Origin of the sequence: Streptomyces sp. NBC_00376 (assembly GCF_036077095.1) — a bacterium.
GTDB lineage: Bacteria > Actinomycetota > Actinomycetes > Streptomycetales > Streptomycetaceae > Streptomyces.
Window position 1 is genome coordinate 6467141 of record NZ_CP107960.1, and the last position, 17330, is coordinate 6484470.

Annotated in this window: 21 protein-coding genes; 19 read left to right on the forward strand and 2 right to left on the reverse strand. The window is 72.1% G+C overall.

Annotated features, from left to right (window positions below; translation table 11 throughout):
- Positions 1–168: 168 nt before the first annotated feature.
- Entirely contained in the window at positions 169–1770 is a 1602-nt protein-coding gene (locus OG842_RS29160) for an oxidoreductase (RefSeq protein ID WP_266736685.1), read from the reverse strand.
- A 138-nt stretch (positions 1771–1908) separates the two neighbouring features.
- Here OG842_RS29160 and hisD point away from each other — a divergent pair, with 138 nt between their 5' ends.
- From hisD to OG842_RS29210, 10 genes are all read left to right on the forward strand, one after another.
- Positions 1909–3231, forward strand: coding sequence for a histidinol dehydrogenase (gene hisD / locus OG842_RS29165; RefSeq protein ID WP_266736683.1), 1323 nt, complete (start codon positions 1909–1911; stop codon positions 3229–3231).
- Entirely contained in the window at positions 3228–4355 is a 1128-nt protein-coding gene (locus OG842_RS29170; protein WP_266736681.1) for a histidinol-phosphate transaminase, read from the forward strand. The genes hisD and OG842_RS29170 overlap by 4 nt, the downstream gene beginning before the upstream one ends.
- Complete coding sequence (gene hisB / locus OG842_RS29175; RefSeq protein ID WP_266736679.1) at positions 4352–4954, forward strand: imidazoleglycerol-phosphate dehydratase HisB; 603 nt, start codon at positions 4352–4354, stop codon at positions 4952–4954. The genes OG842_RS29170 and hisB overlap by 4 nt, the downstream gene beginning before the upstream one ends.
- The gene (locus tag OG842_RS29180) at positions 4951–5118 is read left to right on the forward strand and encodes a hypothetical protein (RefSeq protein WP_164493121.1); all 168 of its coding nucleotides are present in this window, start codon (positions 4951–4953) and stop codon (positions 5116–5118) included. Before hisB ends, OG842_RS29180 begins: the two co-directional genes overlap by 4 nt.
- Before the next feature lie 11 nt (positions 5119–5129).
- On the forward strand, positions 5130–5771 hold the full coding sequence (gene hisH / locus OG842_RS29185; protein ID WP_266736677.1) for an imidazole glycerol phosphate synthase subunit HisH: 642 nt from the start codon (positions 5130–5132) through the stop codon (positions 5769–5771).
- Complete coding sequence (gene priA, locus OG842_RS29190; RefSeq protein ID WP_266736675.1) at positions 5771–6496, forward strand: bifunctional 1-(5-phosphoribosyl)-5-((5-phosphoribosylamino)methylideneamino)imidazole-4-carboxamide isomerase/phosphoribosylanthranilate isomerase PriA; 726 nt, start codon at positions 5771–5773, stop codon at positions 6494–6496. Before hisH ends, priA begins: the two co-directional genes overlap by 1 nt.
- A complete protein-coding gene (locus OG842_RS29195; RefSeq protein ID WP_266736673.1) occupies positions 6493–6891 on the forward strand; it encodes a RidA family protein in 399 nt (132 codons plus the stop codon). Before priA ends, OG842_RS29195 begins: the two co-directional genes overlap by 4 nt.
- Entirely contained in the window at positions 6888–7643 is a 756-nt protein-coding gene (hisF, locus tag OG842_RS29200) for an imidazole glycerol phosphate synthase subunit HisF (RefSeq protein WP_266494637.1), read from the forward strand. Before OG842_RS29195 ends, hisF begins: the two co-directional genes overlap by 4 nt.
- A 145-nt stretch (positions 7644–7788) precedes the next feature.
- On the forward strand, positions 7789–8376 hold the full coding sequence (locus OG842_RS29205) for an ArsR/SmtB family transcription factor (RefSeq protein ID WP_266736671.1): 588 nt from the start codon (positions 7789–7791) through the stop codon (positions 8374–8376).
- A 25-nt stretch (positions 8377–8401) separates the two neighbouring features.
- Positions 8402–9646, forward strand: coding sequence for an MFS transporter (locus OG842_RS29210; protein ID WP_266736669.1), 1245 nt, complete (start codon positions 8402–8404; stop codon positions 9644–9646).
- 17 nt (positions 9647–9663) lie between these two features.
- On the opposite strand, the gene OG842_RS29215 is transcribed toward OG842_RS29210, so the two are convergent.
- Positions 9664–10296: a TIGR03085 family metal-binding protein gene (locus tag OG842_RS29215; protein WP_266736668.1), complete on the reverse strand. Its 633-nt coding sequence runs from the start codon at positions 10294–10296 to the stop codon at positions 9664–9666.
- 84 nt (positions 10297–10380) lie between these two features.
- Here OG842_RS29215 and hisI point away from each other — a divergent pair, with 84 nt between their 5' ends.
- From hisI to trpA, 9 genes are all read left to right on the forward strand, one after another.
- The gene (gene hisI, locus OG842_RS29220) at positions 10381–10764 is read left to right on the forward strand and encodes a phosphoribosyl-AMP cyclohydrolase (protein WP_266736667.1); all 384 of its coding nucleotides are present in this window, start codon (positions 10381–10383) and stop codon (positions 10762–10764) included.
- A complete protein-coding gene (locus OG842_RS29225; protein WP_266736665.1) occupies positions 10700–12271 on the forward strand; it encodes an anthranilate synthase component I in 1572 nt (523 codons plus the stop codon). The genes hisI and OG842_RS29225 overlap by 65 nt, the downstream gene beginning before the upstream one ends.
- A gap of 14 nt (positions 12272–12285) precedes the next feature.
- Positions 12286–12945 (forward strand): TIGR02234 family membrane protein, encoded by a 660-nt coding sequence (locus tag OG842_RS29230; RefSeq protein ID WP_266736663.1) that lies wholly within the window; start codon positions 12286–12288, stop codon positions 12943–12945.
- 127 nt (positions 12946–13072) lie between these two features.
- Positions 13073–13321, forward strand: coding sequence for an HGxxPAAW family protein (locus OG842_RS29235; protein WP_266736661.1), 249 nt, complete (start codon positions 13073–13075; stop codon positions 13319–13321).
- A gap of 80 nt (positions 13322–13401) precedes the next feature.
- A complete protein-coding gene (locus OG842_RS29240; RefSeq protein ID WP_266736659.1) occupies positions 13402–13899 on the forward strand; it encodes a DUF2752 domain-containing protein in 498 nt (165 codons plus the stop codon).
- A gap of 123 nt (positions 13900–14022) precedes the next feature.
- Positions 14023–14832: an indole-3-glycerol phosphate synthase TrpC gene (trpC, locus tag OG842_RS29245; protein WP_266736658.1), complete on the forward strand. Its 810-nt coding sequence runs from the start codon at positions 14023–14025 to the stop codon at positions 14830–14832.
- A gap of 8 nt (positions 14833–14840) precedes the next feature.
- Complete coding sequence (trpM, locus tag OG842_RS29250) at positions 14841–15056, forward strand: tryptophan biosynthesis modulator TrpM (RefSeq protein WP_373302390.1); 216 nt, start codon at positions 14841–14843, stop codon at positions 15054–15056.
- A 137-nt stretch (positions 15057–15193) separates the two neighbouring features.
- Positions 15194–16474, forward strand: coding sequence for a tryptophan synthase subunit beta (gene trpB / locus OG842_RS29255; protein WP_266736656.1), 1281 nt, complete (start codon positions 15194–15196; stop codon positions 16472–16474).
- Positions 16471–17283 (forward strand): tryptophan synthase subunit alpha, encoded by an 813-nt coding sequence (gene trpA / locus OG842_RS29260; protein ID WP_266736655.1) that lies wholly within the window; start codon positions 16471–16473, stop codon positions 17281–17283. Before trpB ends, trpA begins: the two co-directional genes overlap by 4 nt.
- Positions 17284–17330: the final 47 nt, after the last annotated feature.

Below are 17330 nucleotides of genomic sequence, written 5' to 3' on the forward strand. Positions count from 1 at the left end.
GTCCGGAATCTGGCTTGTTCCCGCTGGTCCGGCCAATGGTGTGCGGTACTTCGGACGCAGCTCGGGCGCCCGTTCGACCGCGGTCCGCAGGCGCCGGACGGCCGCTCGGCACGACGGGCCGCGAGCGGCCGGGCGGCCCGTCGTCCGGCCGGTGGTGGCCGGATCCCGTCAGCCCCGCCGCAGCAGCCGTGAGGCGCCCGCCGCCACGGTCGTGGCCAGTATCCAGCCCAGCAGTACGAGCACGGCCGCCGCCCACTGCCAGCCGTCCTCCATCCGCCAGTAGCCGTCCTGGCCCAGATTGATCACCGGGATCAGCAGATCCAGCGCGTACAGCGCCGGGTTCCACTGCGGATGCTCGTCCTGCTTGATCGCCGCCGGGACGTGCCGGGAGAAGGCCATCGCCCCCGCCGCCCACAGCAACGCCATCCACAGCGCGGCCCGCCCCGGCCGGTAGCCGTACGCCACCGTCCAGTCCTGGAGGTAGCCCCAGAGCTTCCCGGCGAGCGGCAGCGTCTCGCGCCGCCGCCGCTGCTTGGCCAGCAGCACCTCCCGGGCGTCCGCGTCCTCCCCGCAGTTGCGCAGCACCGTCGCGAGCCGCTCGTACGGCTCGGGGACGTACTCCGGGGTCGCCGCCGCCACCCACTCCAGGCGCCGGGAGAGCGGGAAGTGCCCGTACGGGACGAGGTTCTCGTACACGAAACCGCCCATCGCCAGCCCGCCGGGACCCGGCCAGCTGGTCGACACGTCGATCAGCGTGACGACCTTCGCGCCGTTCAGCACGACCCGGCCCTCCTCCGGCCGTTCCGCGTTGAACCGCAGCTCCGGGGTGACGATCCGGCGCAGCGACAGCTCCTCGTGCCGGGCCAGCACGAACCGCGCCTTGTGCAGATCGACCGCGTCACCGAACCGCCCGTCGTCCAGGCGCACCCCGCCGCGGCACTCGAAGCCCTGCGCACGGGTGCCGTTCGCCGGCGTCGACGCCATGACGATGCCGTACGGGGGAGTGGTGCCCTGGATGCCGGTGTCGACGCTCACCCACGCCTCGCTCATGTACAGCGTCCGCTCCACGGTCAGCTGAGGCGCGTTCAGCGCGCGCCGCCCCTCCCTGCCGCGCAGCCGGCTGCCGCGCAGGCTCAGCGAACCGCCGACCTTCGCCCCGCGCAGACTCAGCTCGCCGCGCGCCTCGATCAGCTCCGCCTGGAGGTCCTGGGCGACCGCCAGCCCGTCACCGGCCAGCGCCCGCCCGCCCCGGTCCGGGCCGATCTCGATCTGGTTGATCAGCAGATCGGTGCCGATCTGGGCGTCGGTGAGCCGGATCCCGCGCGGGATCCGGCAGCGCGGCAGATGCAGATCGCCCTCGGTGCGCAGCCGGGCCGCCTCCAGCCGCGGCATCGCGCAGCCGACGATCCGCAACGTCGTGAAGTGGCACTCCGGCAGCACCACCTCGTTCTCGAAGCGACAGCCGGTCATCTCGACGTACGGCGCGACGCGCCCGCCCGCGAGATCGAGTGTGCCGGTGATCCGGACGCCCCGGAGCTTCAGCGCGGCCACCCGTCCCGGCCGTGGCGGCGGCCCGGACAGCAGCAGCCGGGCGACGACGCGCCCGTCCACACTGCGCTCCGGTCCCCAGACACGCGGTGCGAACGGATCGTCGCGCGCGGGATCGCGGGCGCGCAGATCGTAGGTGCTGCCGTTCCGGAAGGCCTGCCACATGCCCAGCTCGGCCGCGCTCAGACCGTCCGGAAAATCGCCGTCGTGCGGTTCGGTCACGGGTGCCCCTTCCGCTCGGAGCTGTTCTTCCCTCTGGGTGACGACGTGAACGCTTTTTGTCAGCAGTGACGTCCGGGACATGTATCAGCCAGTGATACGGGCGACCGGACGCCGGAGCCGGTCTGCGAGAATTGCGGTGTGATCTCTCGAATCGATCTGCGCGGCGATGCCCTCCCCGAGGGTGGAGCCCTGCGCGACCTGCTGCCCCGTGCCGAGTTCGACGTGGAAGCCGCCCTGGAGACGGTGCGGCCCATCTGCGAGGACGTACGCCATCGTGGCTCCGCGGCAGTGATCGAGTGGGGGGAGAAATTCGACGGCGTACGGCTCGACTCGATCCGGGTCCCGGCCGAGGCGATCGCCTCGGCCGTCGAGCGGCTCGACCCGGCCGTGCGGGCCGCCCTGGAGGAGTCGATCCGCCGCGCCCGCCTCGTCCACCGCGAGCAGCGCCGCACCACGCACACCACCCAGGTCGTCCCCGGCGGCACCGTCACCGAGAAGTGGGTGCCGGTCGAGCGCGTCGGGCTGTACGTGCCGGGCGGCCGCTCCGTGTACCCGTCGTCCGTGGTCATGAACGTCGTACCGGCCCAGGAGGCGGGCGTCGAGGGCATCGCCGTCGCCTCCCCGCCGCAGAAGGACTTCGACGGCCTGCCGCACCCCACGATCCTCGCCGCCTGCGCCCTGCTCGGCATCGACGAGGTGTACGCGGCGGGCGGCGCCCAGGCCATCGCGATGTTCGCGTACGGAACGGCCGAATGTCTTCCGGTGAACCTCGTCACCGGCCCCGGCAACATCTACGTCGCCGCCGCCAAGCGCCTCCTCAAGGGCCGCATCGGCATCGACGCGGAGGCGGGCCCCACCGAGATCGCGATCCTCGCCGACTCCACCGCAGACCCGGTGCACGTCGCCGCCGACCTGATCAGCCAGGCCGAGCACGACCCGATGGCCGCCGCCGTCCTGGTCACCGACTCCGAGGAGCTGGCCGCGGCCACCGAGGCCGAGCTGAAGCCCCAGATCGCCGCGACCAAGCACGTCACCGACCGGATCGAGCCCGCGCTGGCCGGCCGCCAGTCCGCGATCGTCCTGGTCAACGACCTGGAGGACGGCCTCAAGGTCGTCGACGCGTACGCCGCCGAGCACCTGGAGATCCAGACCGCAGACGCCGCCGCACTCGCCGACCGGGTCCGCAACGCCGGCGCGATCTTCGTCGGTCCCTGGTCCCCGGTCTCGCTCGGCGACTACTGCGCCGGCTCCAACCACGTCCTGCCCACCGGCGGCTGCGCCTGCCACTCCTCGGGCCTCTCCGTGCAGTCCTTCCTGCGCGGCATCCACATCGTCGACTACACGCGCGACGCGCTCGCCGAGGTCACCCACCACGTCGTGACCCTCGCCGAGGCGGAGGACCTCCCCGCCCACGGCGCCGCGCTCAAGGCCAGGTTCGGCTGGAAGGTCCCGCAGCAGTGACGAACGGCAACACCCCCCGCACCCGCATCGACGACCTCCCGATCCGGGACGAACTGCGCGGCAAGTCCCCCTACGGGGCGCCGCAGCTCGACGTGCCCGTGCGGCTGAACACCAACGAGAACCCCTACCCGCTGCCCGAGGCGCTCGTCGACCGGATCGCCGAGCGGGTCCGCGAGGCCGCCCGCGACCTCAACCGCTACCCCGACCGGGACGCCGTCGAGCTCCGTACCGAACTGGCCCGCTACCTCACCCGCACCGCCGGGCACGAGGTCTCCCTCGCCAACGTCTGGGCGGCCAACGGCTCCAACGAGGTGCTCCAGCAGCTCCTCCAGACCTTCGGCGGCCCCGGCCGCACCGCGATCGGCTTCGAGCCCTCGTACTCCATGCACGCCCTCATCGCCCGCGGCACCGGCACCGGCTGGATCTCCGGACCGCGCAACGAGGACTTCACCATCGACGTCGAGGCCGCCCGCGAGGCCATCGCCGAGCACCGCCCCGACGTCGTCTTCATCACCTCGCCCAACAACCCCACCGGCACCGCCGTCGACGCGGAGACCGTGCTCGCGCTGTACGACGCCGCCCAGGCGGCCGGGCCGTCGATGGTCGTGGTCGACGAGGCGTACGGCGAGTTCAGCCACCATGCCTCGCTGCTCCCGCTGATCGAGGGCCGGCCGAACATGGTCCTCTCGCGCACCATGTCGAAGGCGTTCGGTGCCGCCGGGCTGCGCCTGGGCTACCTCGCCGCCGACCCGGCCGTGGTCGACGCGGTCCAGCTGGTGCGGCTGCCGTACCACCTGTCCTCCGTCACCCAGGCCACCGCGCTCGCCGCCCTGGAGCACACCGATACGCTGCTCGGATACGTCGCGCAGCTCAAGGACGAACGCGACCGGATCGTCACCGAGCTGCGCGCCCTCGGCTACGACGTCACCGACTCGGACGCCAACTTCGTCCAGTTCGGCCGCTTCGCCGACAGCCACACCGCCTGGCAGCGGATCCTCGACCGGGGCGTCCTGGTCCGGGACAACGGCGTACCGGGATGGCTGCGGGTCTCCGCTGGCACCCCGGCAGAGAACGACGCGTTCCTCGATGCGGTACGCGAACTGAAGAAGGAGCACGACGCATGACTCGCGCGGCCCGCGTAGGAAGAGTCGAACGCACCACCAAGGAAACCTCGGTACTCGTCGAGATCGACCTCGACGGCACCGGCAAGGTCGATGTGTCGACCGGGGTCGGTTTCTACGACCACATGCTCGACCAGCTCGGCAGGCACGGCCTCTTCGACCTCACGGTCAAGACCGACGGCGACCTGCACATCGACTCGCACCACACCATCGAGGACACCGCCCTCGCCCTCGGCGCCGCGTTCAAGCAGGCGCTCGGCGACAAGGTCGGCATCTACCGCTTCGGCAACTGCACCGTCCCGCTGGACGAGTCGCTCGCCCAGGTCACCGTCGACCTGTCCGGCCGCCCCTACCTGGTGCACACCGAGCCGGAGAACATGGCGCCGATGATCGGCGAGTACGACACGACGATGACCCGGCACATCCTGGAGTCCTTCGTCGCGCAGGCGCAGATCGCCCTGCACGTCCACGTGCCGTACGGGCGCAACGCCCACCACATCGTCGAGTGCCAGTTCAAGGCGCTCGCCCGCGCCCTGCGCTACGCCAGCGAACACGACCCGCGCGCCGCCGGGATACTCCCCTCCACGAAGGGCGCGCTGTGACCGGCCTCAACACCATCCTGATCGTCGTCGGCCTCTTCCTGGCCGGCGGCGTCTACTCCTTCGCGAAGCAGGGCATGCCCAAGGGCGTCATCGTCCTGCTCTCGCTCGCCTCCGTGATGTGCCTGGTGGCAGGCATTCTGCGGATCCAGGGACTCTGGGACTGAGGGAACGAGCTGTGAGCGACAACAAGAAGGTCGTCGTCTTCGACTACGGCTTCGGCAACGTCCGTTCCGCCGAGCGGGCCCTGGCCCATGTCGGCGCGGACGTCGAGATCACCCGCGACTTCGACAAGGCGATGAACGCCGACGGGCTGCTGGTGCCCGGCGTCGGCGCGTTCTCCGCCTGCATGGAGGGGCTGAAGAAGGCCCGCGGTGAATGGATCATCGGCCGCAGGCTCTCCGGCGGCCGCCCCGTCATGGGCATCTGCGTCGGAATGCAGATCCTCTTCGAGCGCGGCATCGAGCACGGTGTGGAGACGGAGGGCCTGGACGAATGGCCCGGCACCGTCGCCCCGCTGAAGGCCCCCGTCGTCCCGCACATGGGCTGGAACACCGTGCGGGCCCCCGAGGACTCCCAGCTCTTCGCCGGTCTCGACGCCGAGGCCCGGTTCTACTTCGTGCACTCCTACGCGGTGCACGACTGGAGCCTGGAAGTCACCAACCCCAAGATCCGCGCCCCCCGGGTCACCTGGGCCACCCACGGCGAGCCGTTCGTCGCCGCCGTGGAGAACGGCGCCCTGTGGGCCACCCAGTTCCACCCCGAGAAGTCCGGCGATGCCGGCGCCCAGCTGCTGACCAACTGGATCGAGACACTCTGATGCCGAAGCTTGAACTGCTCCCCGCCGTCGATGTCCGCGACGGCCAGGCCGTCCGCCTCGTCCATGGCGAGTCCGGCTCCGAGACCTCCTACGGTTCCCCGCTGGAGGCCGCCCTCGCCTGGCAGCGCGCCGGGGCCGAGTGGCTGCACCTGGTCGACCTGGACGCCGCGTTCGGCACCGGGGACAACCGGGCGCTGATCGCCGAGGTGGCCGGTGCCATGGACATCAAGGTCGAGCTCTCCGGCGGCATCCGCGACGACGCCTCGCTCGCCGCCGCCCTCGCCACCGGCTGCCGCCGGGTCAACCTCGGCACCGCCGCCCTGGAGACCCCGGAATGGGTCGCCAAGGTCATCGCCGAGCACGGCGACCAGATCGCCGTCGGCCTCGACGTCCGCGGCACCACGCTGCGCGGCCGCGGCTGGACCCGCGACGGCGGCGACCTCTACGAGACGCTCGCCCGCCTCGACTCCGAGGGCTGCGCCCGCTACGTCGTCACCGACATCGCCAAGGACGGCACGCTCCAGGGCCCCAACCTGGAGCTCCTGAAGAACGTCTGCGCCGCCACCGACAAGCCCGTCGTCGCCTCCGGCGGCGTCTCCTCGCTGGACGACCTGCGGGCCATCGCCTCGCTCGTCCCGGACGGCGTCGAGGGCGCGATCGTCGGCAAGGCGCTGTACGCGAAGGCGTTCACCCTCGAAGAAGCGCTGCAGGTGGTCTCCGGATGAGCGACACCGTCAACCGCGTCTCCTCCGGCGGCCCGTGGGAGGACAAGTTCGGTTACTCCCGCGCGGTGGAGCTGCCGAACGGCCTCGTCCTGGTCGCCGGCTGCACCTCGGTGGAGAACGGCCAGATCTCCGCGGGCGGCCCGTACGAGCAGGCCGTCACCGCCTTCAGGGTCGCCTTCGACGCGCTGAAGCAGTTCGGCCTGGGCCGCGAGGACGTCGTCCGCACCCGGATGTACATCACGCACGCCCGGGACGTGGACGAGGTCGGCCGCGCCCACAAGGAGCTCTTCGACGACGTGCGCCCCGCCGCCTCGATGCTCATCGTGTCCGGTTTCGTGGACCCGAGCCTGGTCGTCGAGGTCGAGGTCGAGGCCTACCGGGCAGGTGCGCGATGAGCCTCGCGGTACGCGTCATCCCCTGCCTGGACGTCGACAACGGCCGGGTCGTCAAGGGCGTCAACTTTCAGAACCTGCGCGACGCGGGCGACCCCGTCGAGATGGCGAAGCTGTACGACGCCGAGGGCGCCGACGAGCTGACCTTCCTGGACATCACCGCCTCCAGCGGCGACCGGGAGACCACCTACGACGTGGTGCGCCGCACCGCCGAGCAGGTCTTCATCCCGCTCACGGTCGGCGGCGGCGTCCGCACCGCCGACGACGTCGACAAGCTGCTGCGGGCCGGTGCGGACAAGGTCGGCGTCAACACCGCCGCCATCGCCCGCCCCGACCTCATCCGGGAGATCGCCGAGCGCTTCGGCCGCCAGGTCCTGGTGCTCTCCGTGGACGCCCGGCGCACCCCCGCCGGCACCTTCGAGGTCACCACGCACGGCGGCCGCAAGGGCACCGGCATCGACGCCGTCGAATGGGCGCACCGCGCCGCCGAGCTGGGCGCGGGCGAGATCCTGCTCAACTCGATGGACGCGGACGGCACCAAGGACGGCTACGACACCGAGATGATCACGGCGGTACGGAAGCACGTGACCGTCCCCGTCATCGCCTCCGGCGGTGCCGGCCGGCTCGCGGACTTCGCACCCGCCATCGAGGCGGGCGCCGACGCGGTGCTCGCCGCCTCCGTCTTCCACTTCGGCGATCTGCGGATCTCCGAGGTCAAGGACGCGCTCAGGGAGGCCGGGCACCCGGTCCGCTGACCCGCAGCACTCACCGAGCCCGACGCCGGGCGGAGCCGAGGAACCGGCCCCGCCCGGCGTCTGGCTCTTCCACCGTCCACGATTCCGCAGCTTTTATTGCGCAATTAATATTGCGCAAGTTTTCTTTTCCATCTACGGTCGGGGCATGGCAAGCAAGGAATCACGCCGGATCTCGGACCTGGAGACCCTGAAGGCGTTCGGTCACCCCCTGCGGATGCGGCTCTACCGGGCGCTCTACATCGCCCGCAAGGCCACCGCGTCCCAACTGGCCGACCAGGTCGACGAGGCGGTCTCGCTCGTCAGCTACCACCTGCGCAAGCTCGCCGACCACGGCCTGATCGAGGAGGCCGAGCAGCAGGGGAAGGACGGCCGTGAACGCTGGTGGCAACTCGCCTCGGACGGGCTGAGCTTCCACGACGAGGACTTCAGTGACGCCCCCGAGCTGGTCGCCACGCACGCCGCCGTCGGCCGGCTCTCCTTCGACCAGCACGTCGAGCTCTACCGCCGCCACCTCGACTCGGCCCAGTCCTGGGCCCCCGAGTGGCGCAGTGCCTCCTTTTCCTCCGAGTACCTGCCCCGGCTCACCGCCGAGGAGCTCGCCGCGCTCTCCCGCGAGATGCACGAGCTGATCGACCGATACCAGGAGGCCAGCCGCGCCCGTGAGGAGGCCGGTGGTTCGGAGGGCCGCGAACAAGTAGCCCTGCACGTGTACGGATTCCCGTTCCGGACCTGAACCGGCCACCCGAGGAGGACGAGCCATGACCGTCACAGTCGCGCCCCCGCAAGCCGCCGAACGCCCCGCCCACCGCGATGCCAACGTCCTGCGCTGGCTCGGCGCCTACACCGCCTCGATGATCGGCGACAGCGTCTACTACATGGCGCTCGCCTGGGCCGCCGCCCGCACCGGCGGCGACACCCAGACCGGGGTCGTTCTCGCCGTCGGCTCCATACCCCGGGCCGTGCTGATGCTCGGCGGGGGAGTGCTCGCCGACCGGATCGGCCCGCGCCGCGTGGTCATAGGCAGCGACGCCGCCCGCTGCCTGGTCGTCCTCGGCCTGGCCGGCGCGCTGCTGCTCACCTCGCCCGCGCTGTGGATGCTGATCGCCGTCGCGCTCGTGTTCGGCGTGGTCGACGCCCTCTTCCTGCCCGCCGTCGGCGCGCTGCCGCCCCGGGTCACCGCCCCCGGACAGCTGGCCCGCGTCCAGGGAATGCGCGGGCTCGCCACACGCCTCGCCAATGTCGTCGGCGCCCCGCTCGGCGGCGTCGCGGTGGCCCTCGGCGGACCGACGCTCGCGTTCGCCGCCGCCGGGGTGCTCTTCGCCGTGTCGCTGCCGCTGCTGCTGTCCCTGCGGATCCGCCCGCTGCCCGACCGGAAGGGCGCCGAACCGTCCGGCACCGCCTGGCACGACCTGGCCGACGGGCTGCGCCACATCCGCCGCCACCCGCTGCTCGGACCGCTGATGATCGTCGTCGCCGTCAGCGAACTGGGCTTCGTCGGGCCGCTCAACCTCGGCCTGATCCTGCTCGCCGAGGAGCGCCACTGGGGGGCGTCCGGCATGGGCTGGATCATCGCCGCCTTCGGGATCGGCGCCGGCGCGACGGCACTGCTGCTCGCCGTGCGCGGCCGGGTGCCGCGCGCCGGACTGGTGATGTGCCTGGCCGTGCTGGTCGGCGCGGTCGCCATCGGCTCCCTGGCCCAGCTGCCCTCGGTGGCCCTCGCCGCCACCGCGGCGGCCTGTGTCGGGCTCTTCGCGGGCCTCGGCGGCTCCCTGTGCGGGGCCCTGATCCAGACCGTCACCGAACCCGCCTACCTCGGCCGGGTCACCTCGGTCTCGACCCTGTTCACCCACGCGATCGCCCCGCTCAGCTACCCGGTCACGGGTGCCGCCGTCGCGATCTGGGGGACCGGCCCGGTCTTCGCCGCCAGCGCCTCGCTGTGCGCCGCCGGAGCGCTGACGGGCCTGGCCTTCACCCGGCTGCGCCGCGCGGAACTCCCGGGCTGAGCCCGCCCCCGTACGCCCTACATCCCCAGCTCCGCCGTGTGCAGCCGGTCCACCGCCTCCTTGTCGCCCTCCAGGCCCACCACGGCCGCGTCCTGCCGCCCGAACGCGAAGAGCAGCAGCTCGCCCGGCTCGCCGGTCACCGTCACCACCGGGGTCCCCTTGTGCGCCACCGCCGTCTGGCCGTCCGGGCGGCGCAGCACCAGACCCACCGGGGACCTGCGGCCCAGGATCCGGGCCGTCCGCTCGGCGCGCGCCCACAGCACATCGGCGAACACCGGGTCCAGCTCCCGCCGCGACCAGTCGGGCTGGGCCCGGCGGACGTCCTCCGCGTGGATGTAGAACTCGACGGTGTTGGCGGCCTCGTCCACCTGCTTCACGGCGTACGGGGAGAATCGCGGCGGCCCCGTACGGATCAGCTGGATCAGCTCCTCGTACGGCTTCGCGGCGAACTCGGCCTGCACCCGTTCGAGCCGGTTCCGCAACGCGCCCAGCAGGATCCCGCCCGCCGCGTCCGGCCGGCGCTCCCGGACCACCACATGGGCGGCCAGGTCCCGGGTCGTCCAGCCGTGGCACAGGGTCGGGGCCTCCGGTCCCGCCGCCTCCAACAGGTCGGCGAGCAGAAGTCGTTCACGCTTCGCATGGGTCGACATGGTCGCCAGCGTACGGCCGACGCGCCCGGTCCGCCCAGTGGACGCCGCACCGGAACGCTGCCGGGGCCACGGCACAATGGGCGCATGACCAGCGCGCCCACGCCCAGCACCCCGCCGCCGTCCAGCAACCTCGACCCGGCCATCGCGGCCCGGCTCAAGCGGGGTGCCGACGGACTCGTCCCGGCCGTCGCCCAGCAGTACGACACCGGCGAGGTGCTGATGCTCGGCTGGATGGACGACGAGGCCCTGCACCGCACCCTCACCACCGGCCGCTGCACCTACTGGTCCCGCAGCCGCCAGGAGTACTGGGTCAAGGGCGACACCTCGGGCCACATCCAGCGGGTCAAGTCCGTCGCCCTGGACTGCGACGCCGACACCGTCCTCGTCAAGGTCGACCAGACGGGTGCCGCCTGCCACACCGGCGACCGCACCTGCTTCGACGCCGACGTCCTCCCGCTCGCGCAGTAAAGGGCCAGCCGCCATGGATCTCGACACCTTCCGCAAACTCGCCGTCGACCGGCGCGTCATCCCCGTCAGCCGCAGGCTCCTCGCGGACGGCGACACCCCGGTCGGGCTCTACCGCAAACTCGCGGGCGAGCGCACCGGCACCTTCCTCCTGGAGTCCGCGGAGAACGGCCGCACCTGGTCGCGCTACTCCTTCATCGGGGTACGCAGCGCCGCCACCCTCACCGCACGCGACGGACAGGCCCACTGGCTGGGCGTCCCGCCCGTCGGCGTCCCCGTCGACGGCGACCCGCTTCAGGCCCTGCGCGCCACCATCGAGACCCTGCACACCCCGCACGACGTGGTCGTCGACGACGCACTGCCCCCGTTCACCGGCGGCATGGTCGGCTACCTCGGCTACGACATCGTGCGCCGCCTGGAGAAGATCGGCGACAGTGCCGAGGACGACCTGCACGTCCCCGAACTGACGATGCTGCTCACCTCCGACCTGGCGGTGCTCGACCACTGGGACGGCAGCGTCCTGCTGATCGCCAACGCGATCAACCACAACGACCTGACGACCGGCGTCGACGAGGCGTACGCGGACGCCGTCGCGCGCCTGGACGCCATGGAACGGGACCTCTCCCGCCCCGTCGAGAACGTCCCCGCCGCCCTCCCGCCGTCCGAGCTGCCCCCGTACACCGCACTGTGGGGCGGCGAGGCGTACCAGGACGCCGTCGAGGACGTGAAGGAACGCATCAGGGCCGGCGAGGCCTTCCAGGTCGTTCCCTCCCAGCGCTTCGAAACCCCGTGCACGGCAAGCGCGTTGGACGTCTACCGGGTGCTGCGCGCCACCAACCCCTCGCCGTACATGTACCTCTTCCGGTTCGACGGCTTCGACGTCGCCGGCTCCAGCCCGGAAGCCCTGGTCAAGGTCGAGGACGGACGCGCGATGGTCCACCCGATCGCCGGCACCAGGCACCGCGGCGCCACCCCGCAGGAGGACCAGGCGCTTGCCGAGGAGCTCCTCGCCGACCCGAAGGAACGTGCCGAGCACCTGATGCTGGTCGACCTCGGCCGCAACGACCTGGGGCGGGTCTGCGCACCGGGCACCGTCGAGGTCGTCGACTTCATGTCGATCGAGCGGTACTCGCACGTGATGCACATCGTCTCCACCGTCACCGGCCGCGTCGCCGAGGGCCGCACCGCCTTCGACGTCCTCACCGCCTGCTTCCCCGCGGGCACCCTCTCCGGCGCCCCCAAGCCCCGCGCGATGCAGATCATCGAGGAGCTCGAACCGACCCGCCGCGGACTGTACGGAGGCTGCGTCGGCTACCTCGACTTCGCCGGGGACTCCGACACCGCCATCGCCATCCGCACCGCCCTGCTCCGCGACGGCACCGCGTACGTCCAGGCCGGAGCGGGCGTCGTCGCCGACTCCGACCCGGTCGCCGAGGACACCGAATGCCGCAACAAGGCCGCGGCGGTGCTCCGCGCGGTGCATACGGCCAACCGGCTCCACACGCTCTGAGGCGGTAGGGGATAGTGGGGTATGTGAGTGCTGTCCCCGTACCCCAGCCCCGTGCCCGAGCCGCGACCGCGTCCGGCGGCGCGGGAAGCCGCCGCAGCCTGGCCGCCGGCCTGCTCCTCGGGGCGGTGGGCGCCGCCGTCGTCCTGCTCGCCTCCAGCCAGACCTGGGCCGAGGGCGAGGCGTCCGTCGGCGGCGGCGCACTGCCCCTGACCGCCGACGGCCAGGACGTCACCGGCCTCCCGGCGGCCCTCGCCATCGTCGGTCTGGCCGCCCTCGTCGCCGTCTTCGCGGTCCGCCGGGCCGGCCGGCTGCTCGTCGCCGGACTCCTCGCCCTCAGCGGCCTCGGTGCCGGACTGAGCGCCTGCCTCGGCGCCTCGGACAGCGCGGCGCTCGACGAGAAGGCGGCGCAGTCGACCGGCGACACCTCGGCGACCATCGACGCGCTCACCCACACCGCGTGGCCCTACGTCACCGCCGCCGGCGGCCTGCTGATCCTGCTCGCCGGGCTGCTCGCCCTGCGCTACGGAAAGCTCTGGCCCACCATGTCGGGACGGTACGAGCGGGACGGCACCCCCCGCCCCCGCAAGGCCGCCCGCACCGCCCCCGACCCGGACCGGCCCGAGGACCTCTGGAAGGCCCTGGACCGCGGCGAGGACCCGACGCGCGAGACGTGACCCCCAACTCACGTCCTACCCGTACGTACGGGACAATGAAGTCGAGCTTTCAGCACAGCGGCACCAACAGCGCCACCAGCTTTGCGTACAGCGATACCAACAGCGCATCACCAACAAGGAGCAACTCATGGCGGGCAGCAGCCACGGACACACCCCGGCCGCCTGGACCGGTGTCATCATCTCCTTCATCGGCTTCTGCGTCGCAGGCGTCTTCATGGTCGCGGCCAACGTCGTCGGCTTCTGGGCCGGCATCGCCATCGTCCTCCTCGGCGGCGTCGTCGGTCTCGCGATGAAGGCAGCGGGCCTCGGCATGCCGAAGGAGTCCGCGGAGATGGCCCAGGCACGGGCCCGCGCCGCACAGGCCCAGGTCTCCTGACACCACGCGGCAGCCGTACGCACACGAGGCGCAGCCCGGTCCGGGCTGCGCCTTTCCGCGTCAACGGGGACAATCACCGGGTGGACGCATCGCCTACCCCCGCCGCAGTGCCGGCCCCGGCCCCCGGGCCCGCTCCCGGCCACCCGTTCCCGCCGGTCCTCCCACCGGCCCCCGTGCCCGCCTCGCGCGTCCGGCGGCTGGCCGTACCGGCGGGTGTGATGGCCGTCGTCGTCGGGGCGTTCGGCTACGTGGGTGCCGTCGACCCCAACCAGCCCGGCCACTACCCGGTCTGCCCGCTGCTCCGCTTCACCGGGCTCTACTGTCCCGGCTGCGGCGGACTGCGCAGCGCCCACGCCGTCGCGCACGGCGACATCGCCGCCGCCCTCGGCTCCAACGCGCTCGCGGTGGCCGGCTACGCGGCCTTCGCCGTCCTCTGGGCCCTCTGGGTGGTCCGCGCCTGGCGGGGCCGGCCCATGAGCATCGCGGCGAAGCCCGTCGTCTGGTGGGGGATCGGGGCCGTACTGCTGGTCTTCTCGGTGGTACGGAACCTGCCGTTCGGTTCGGCTCTGGCGCCCTGAGTGCCCAGGTAGTGGGACATCCACCGGCCGATTCGGGCCGAAAGCCCTCCTGCGGATAGCATTGATATGGCTGATCCTGTTCTGCTGTTTCCCTCATCACCGTCCCGGAAGGGGGCCGCTCGCGTGAGTGTGCTCGACGAGATCATCGACGGCGTACGCGCCGACCTCGCGGAGCGGCAGGCGCGTGTCAGCCTCGACGAGCTGAAGGAACGCGCCGCGCGCGCTCCAGGGGCCAAGGACGGAGTCGCCGCCCTGCGCGGCGAGGGCGTCACCGTCATCTGCGAGGTCAAGCGTTCCAGCCCCTCCAAGGGGGCCCTGGCCGCGATCGCCGACCCGGCCGCGCTCGCCGCGGACTACGAGGCGGGCGGCGCGTCCGTCATCTCGGTCCTCACCGAGGAGCGCCGCTTCGGCGGTTCGCTCGCCGACCTGGAGGCCGTCCGCGCCAAGGTCGACATCCCGGTCCTGCGCAAGGACTTCATCGTCACCTCCTACCAGCTCTGGGAGGCCCGCGCCTACGGCGCCGACCTCGCCCTGCTGATCGTCGCAGCCCTCGACCAGGAGGCCCTGGTCTCCCTGATCGAGCGCGCCGAGTCCATCGGCCTGACGCCGCTGGTCGAGGTGCACGACGAGGAGGAGGCGGAGCGTGCCGTGGACGCCGGCGCGAAGATCATCGGTGTCAACGCGCGAAACCTGAAGGACCTCAAGGTCGACCGCTCCACCTTCGAGCGCGTCGCCCCCGAGATCCCGAACCACATCGTCAAGGTCGCCGAGTCCGGCGTCCGGGGCCCGCACGACCTGATCGCGTACGCCAACGCGGGCGCCGACGCGGTGCTCGTGGGCGAGTCGCTGGTCACCGGCCGCGACCCGCGGGCCGCCGTCGCCGACCTGGTCGCCGCCGGCGCCCACCCCGCCCTTCGGCACGGACGGAGCTGACCCGACCCGTGTCCGCCGAACGTCCCGCGTCCCGTCGCCGGCGGGGTCTGCGCCCCACCGGAGCCACGGCCCGGGTTCCGCACGCGCCGCTGGCGCGCGGCTGCCGCCCCCGCGGCTGCCGCGCCCCCGCGCGCCGGGTGCACGGCCGGCGGGTGCGGTACGTGATCGGCGACGAGCCCGGCCAGGTCAACGGCATGCGATGGCGCACGGGGACCGCGCTGTAGCGAGCCCCGGCCGACGTACCCGCACCACTCCCGTCGTACGTACGACCGCACCGCCCGACCGATCGCCGGTCGCGGTGGCGCTCCGCTCATGGCGCATACGGTGAATCCACCCATTGCGATGTCGAGGAGCACGTCGGATGTCATCTGACTTCTTCATTCCGGACCCGGAGGGTCTGATCCCCAGCGCCGAGGGGTATTTCGGTGCGTTCGGCGGCAAGTTCATCCCGGAGGCGCTCGTCGCCGCCGTGGACGAGGTCGCCGTCGAGTACGACAAGGCCAAGCACGACCCGGCCTTCGCCGCCGAGCTCAACGAGCTCATGGTCAACTACACCGGCCGGCCCAGCGCGCTGACCGAGGTCCCGCGCTTCGCGGAGCACGCGGGCGGCGCCCGGATCTTCCTCAAGCGCGAGGACCTCAACCACACCGGCTCGCACAAGATCAACAATGTGCTGGGCCAGGCGCTGCTCACCAGGCGCATGGGCAAGACCCGGGTCATCGCCGAGACCGGCGCCGGCCAGCACGGCGTCGCCACCGCGACCGCCTGCGCGCTCTTCGGCCTCGAATGCACCATCTACATGGGCGAGATCGACACCGAGCGGCAGGCGCTGAACGTGGCGCGGATGCGGATGCTCGGCGCCGAGGTCATCGCCGTGAAGTCCGGCTCCAGGACCCTGAAGGACGCCATCAACGAGGCGTTCCGCGACTGGGTCGCCAATGTGGACCGCACGCACTACCTCTTCGGCACCGTCGCGGGACCGCACCCCTTCCCGGCCATGGTCCGCGACTTCCACCGGGTCATCGGCGTCGAGGCCCGCCGCCAGATCCTGGAGCGCACCGGCCGGCTGCCGGACGCCGCCATCGCCTGCGTCGGCGGCGGCTCCAACGCCATCGGGCTCTTCCACGCCTTCATCCCGGACGCGCACGTCCGGCTCATCGGCTGCGAGCCCGCCGGACACGGTGTGGAGACCGGCGAGCACGCGGCGACCCTGACCGCGGGCGAGCCCGGCATCCTGCACGGCTCGCGCAGCTACGTCCTCCAGGACGACGAGGGCCAGATCACCGAGCCGTACTCCATCTCGGCCGGTCTGGACTACCCGGGCATCGGCCCGGAGCACTCGTACCTCAAGGACATCGGCCGCGGCGAGTACCGCGCGGTCACCGACGACGCGGCCATGCAGTCGCTGCGCCTGCTGTCCCGCACCGAAGGGATCATCCCGGCCATCGAGAGCGCCCACGCGCTGGCCGGTGCCCTGGAGGTCGGCAAGGAGCTCGGCAAGGACGGGCTGCTCGTGGTCAACCTGTCCGGCCGCGGCGACAAGGACATGGACACGGCAGCCCGCTACTTCGGGCTGTACGACGGAGCCGACGGTGTCGTCGAGGCCGATGTGGCCGACGGGGAAGAGGAGGTCACCAAGTGAGCGGCAACGTGGAGCTGCTGAGTTCCGCCCTCGCACAGGCGAAGGCGGAGAACCGGGCCGCCCTCATCGCGTACCTCCCGGCCGGGTTCCCGACCGTCGACGGCGGGATCGAGGCCGTGAAGGCGGTCGTGGCGGGCGGCGCCGACATCGTCGAGGTGGGGCTGCCGCACAGCGACCCGGTGCTCGACGGACCGGTCATCCAGACCGCCGACGACATCGCTCTGCGCGGCGGGGTGAAGATCGCCGACGTGATGCGCACCGTCCGCGAGGCGCACGAGGCGACCGGCGTCCCGATCCTCGTCATGACGTACTGGAACCCGATCGACCGGTACGGCGTCGAGCGCTTCACCGCCGAGCTCGCCGAGGCGGGCGGCGCCGGGTGCATCCTGCCCGACCTGCCGGTCCAGGAGTCCGAGCTGTGGCGCGAGCACGCCGACAAGCACGGTCTGGCGACCGTCTTCGTCGTCGCGCCGAGCAGCAAGGACGAGCGCCTCGCCACCATCACCGCGGCCGGCTCCGGTTTCGTCTATGCGGCCTCGCTGATGGGCGTCACCGGGACCCGCGCCTCGGTCGGCGAGCAGGCCCAGGAGCTGGTCCTGCGCACCCGCGCCACCACTCGGCTGCCGGTCTGCGTCGGCCTGGGCGTCTCCAACGCCGAGCAGGCCGCCGAGGTCGCGGGCTTCGCCGACGGGGTGATCGTCGGCTCGGCCTTCGTCAAGGCCGTCCTGGACGCCCCCGACGAGGCGGCCGGCCTGGCCGCCGTCCGCTCCCTGGCGGGCGAACTCGCCGAAGGCGTTCGAAAGCGGTGAAACGGGTGTAACCCGAACGGGTGGACCTGGACCGGGGAGGCACGCAC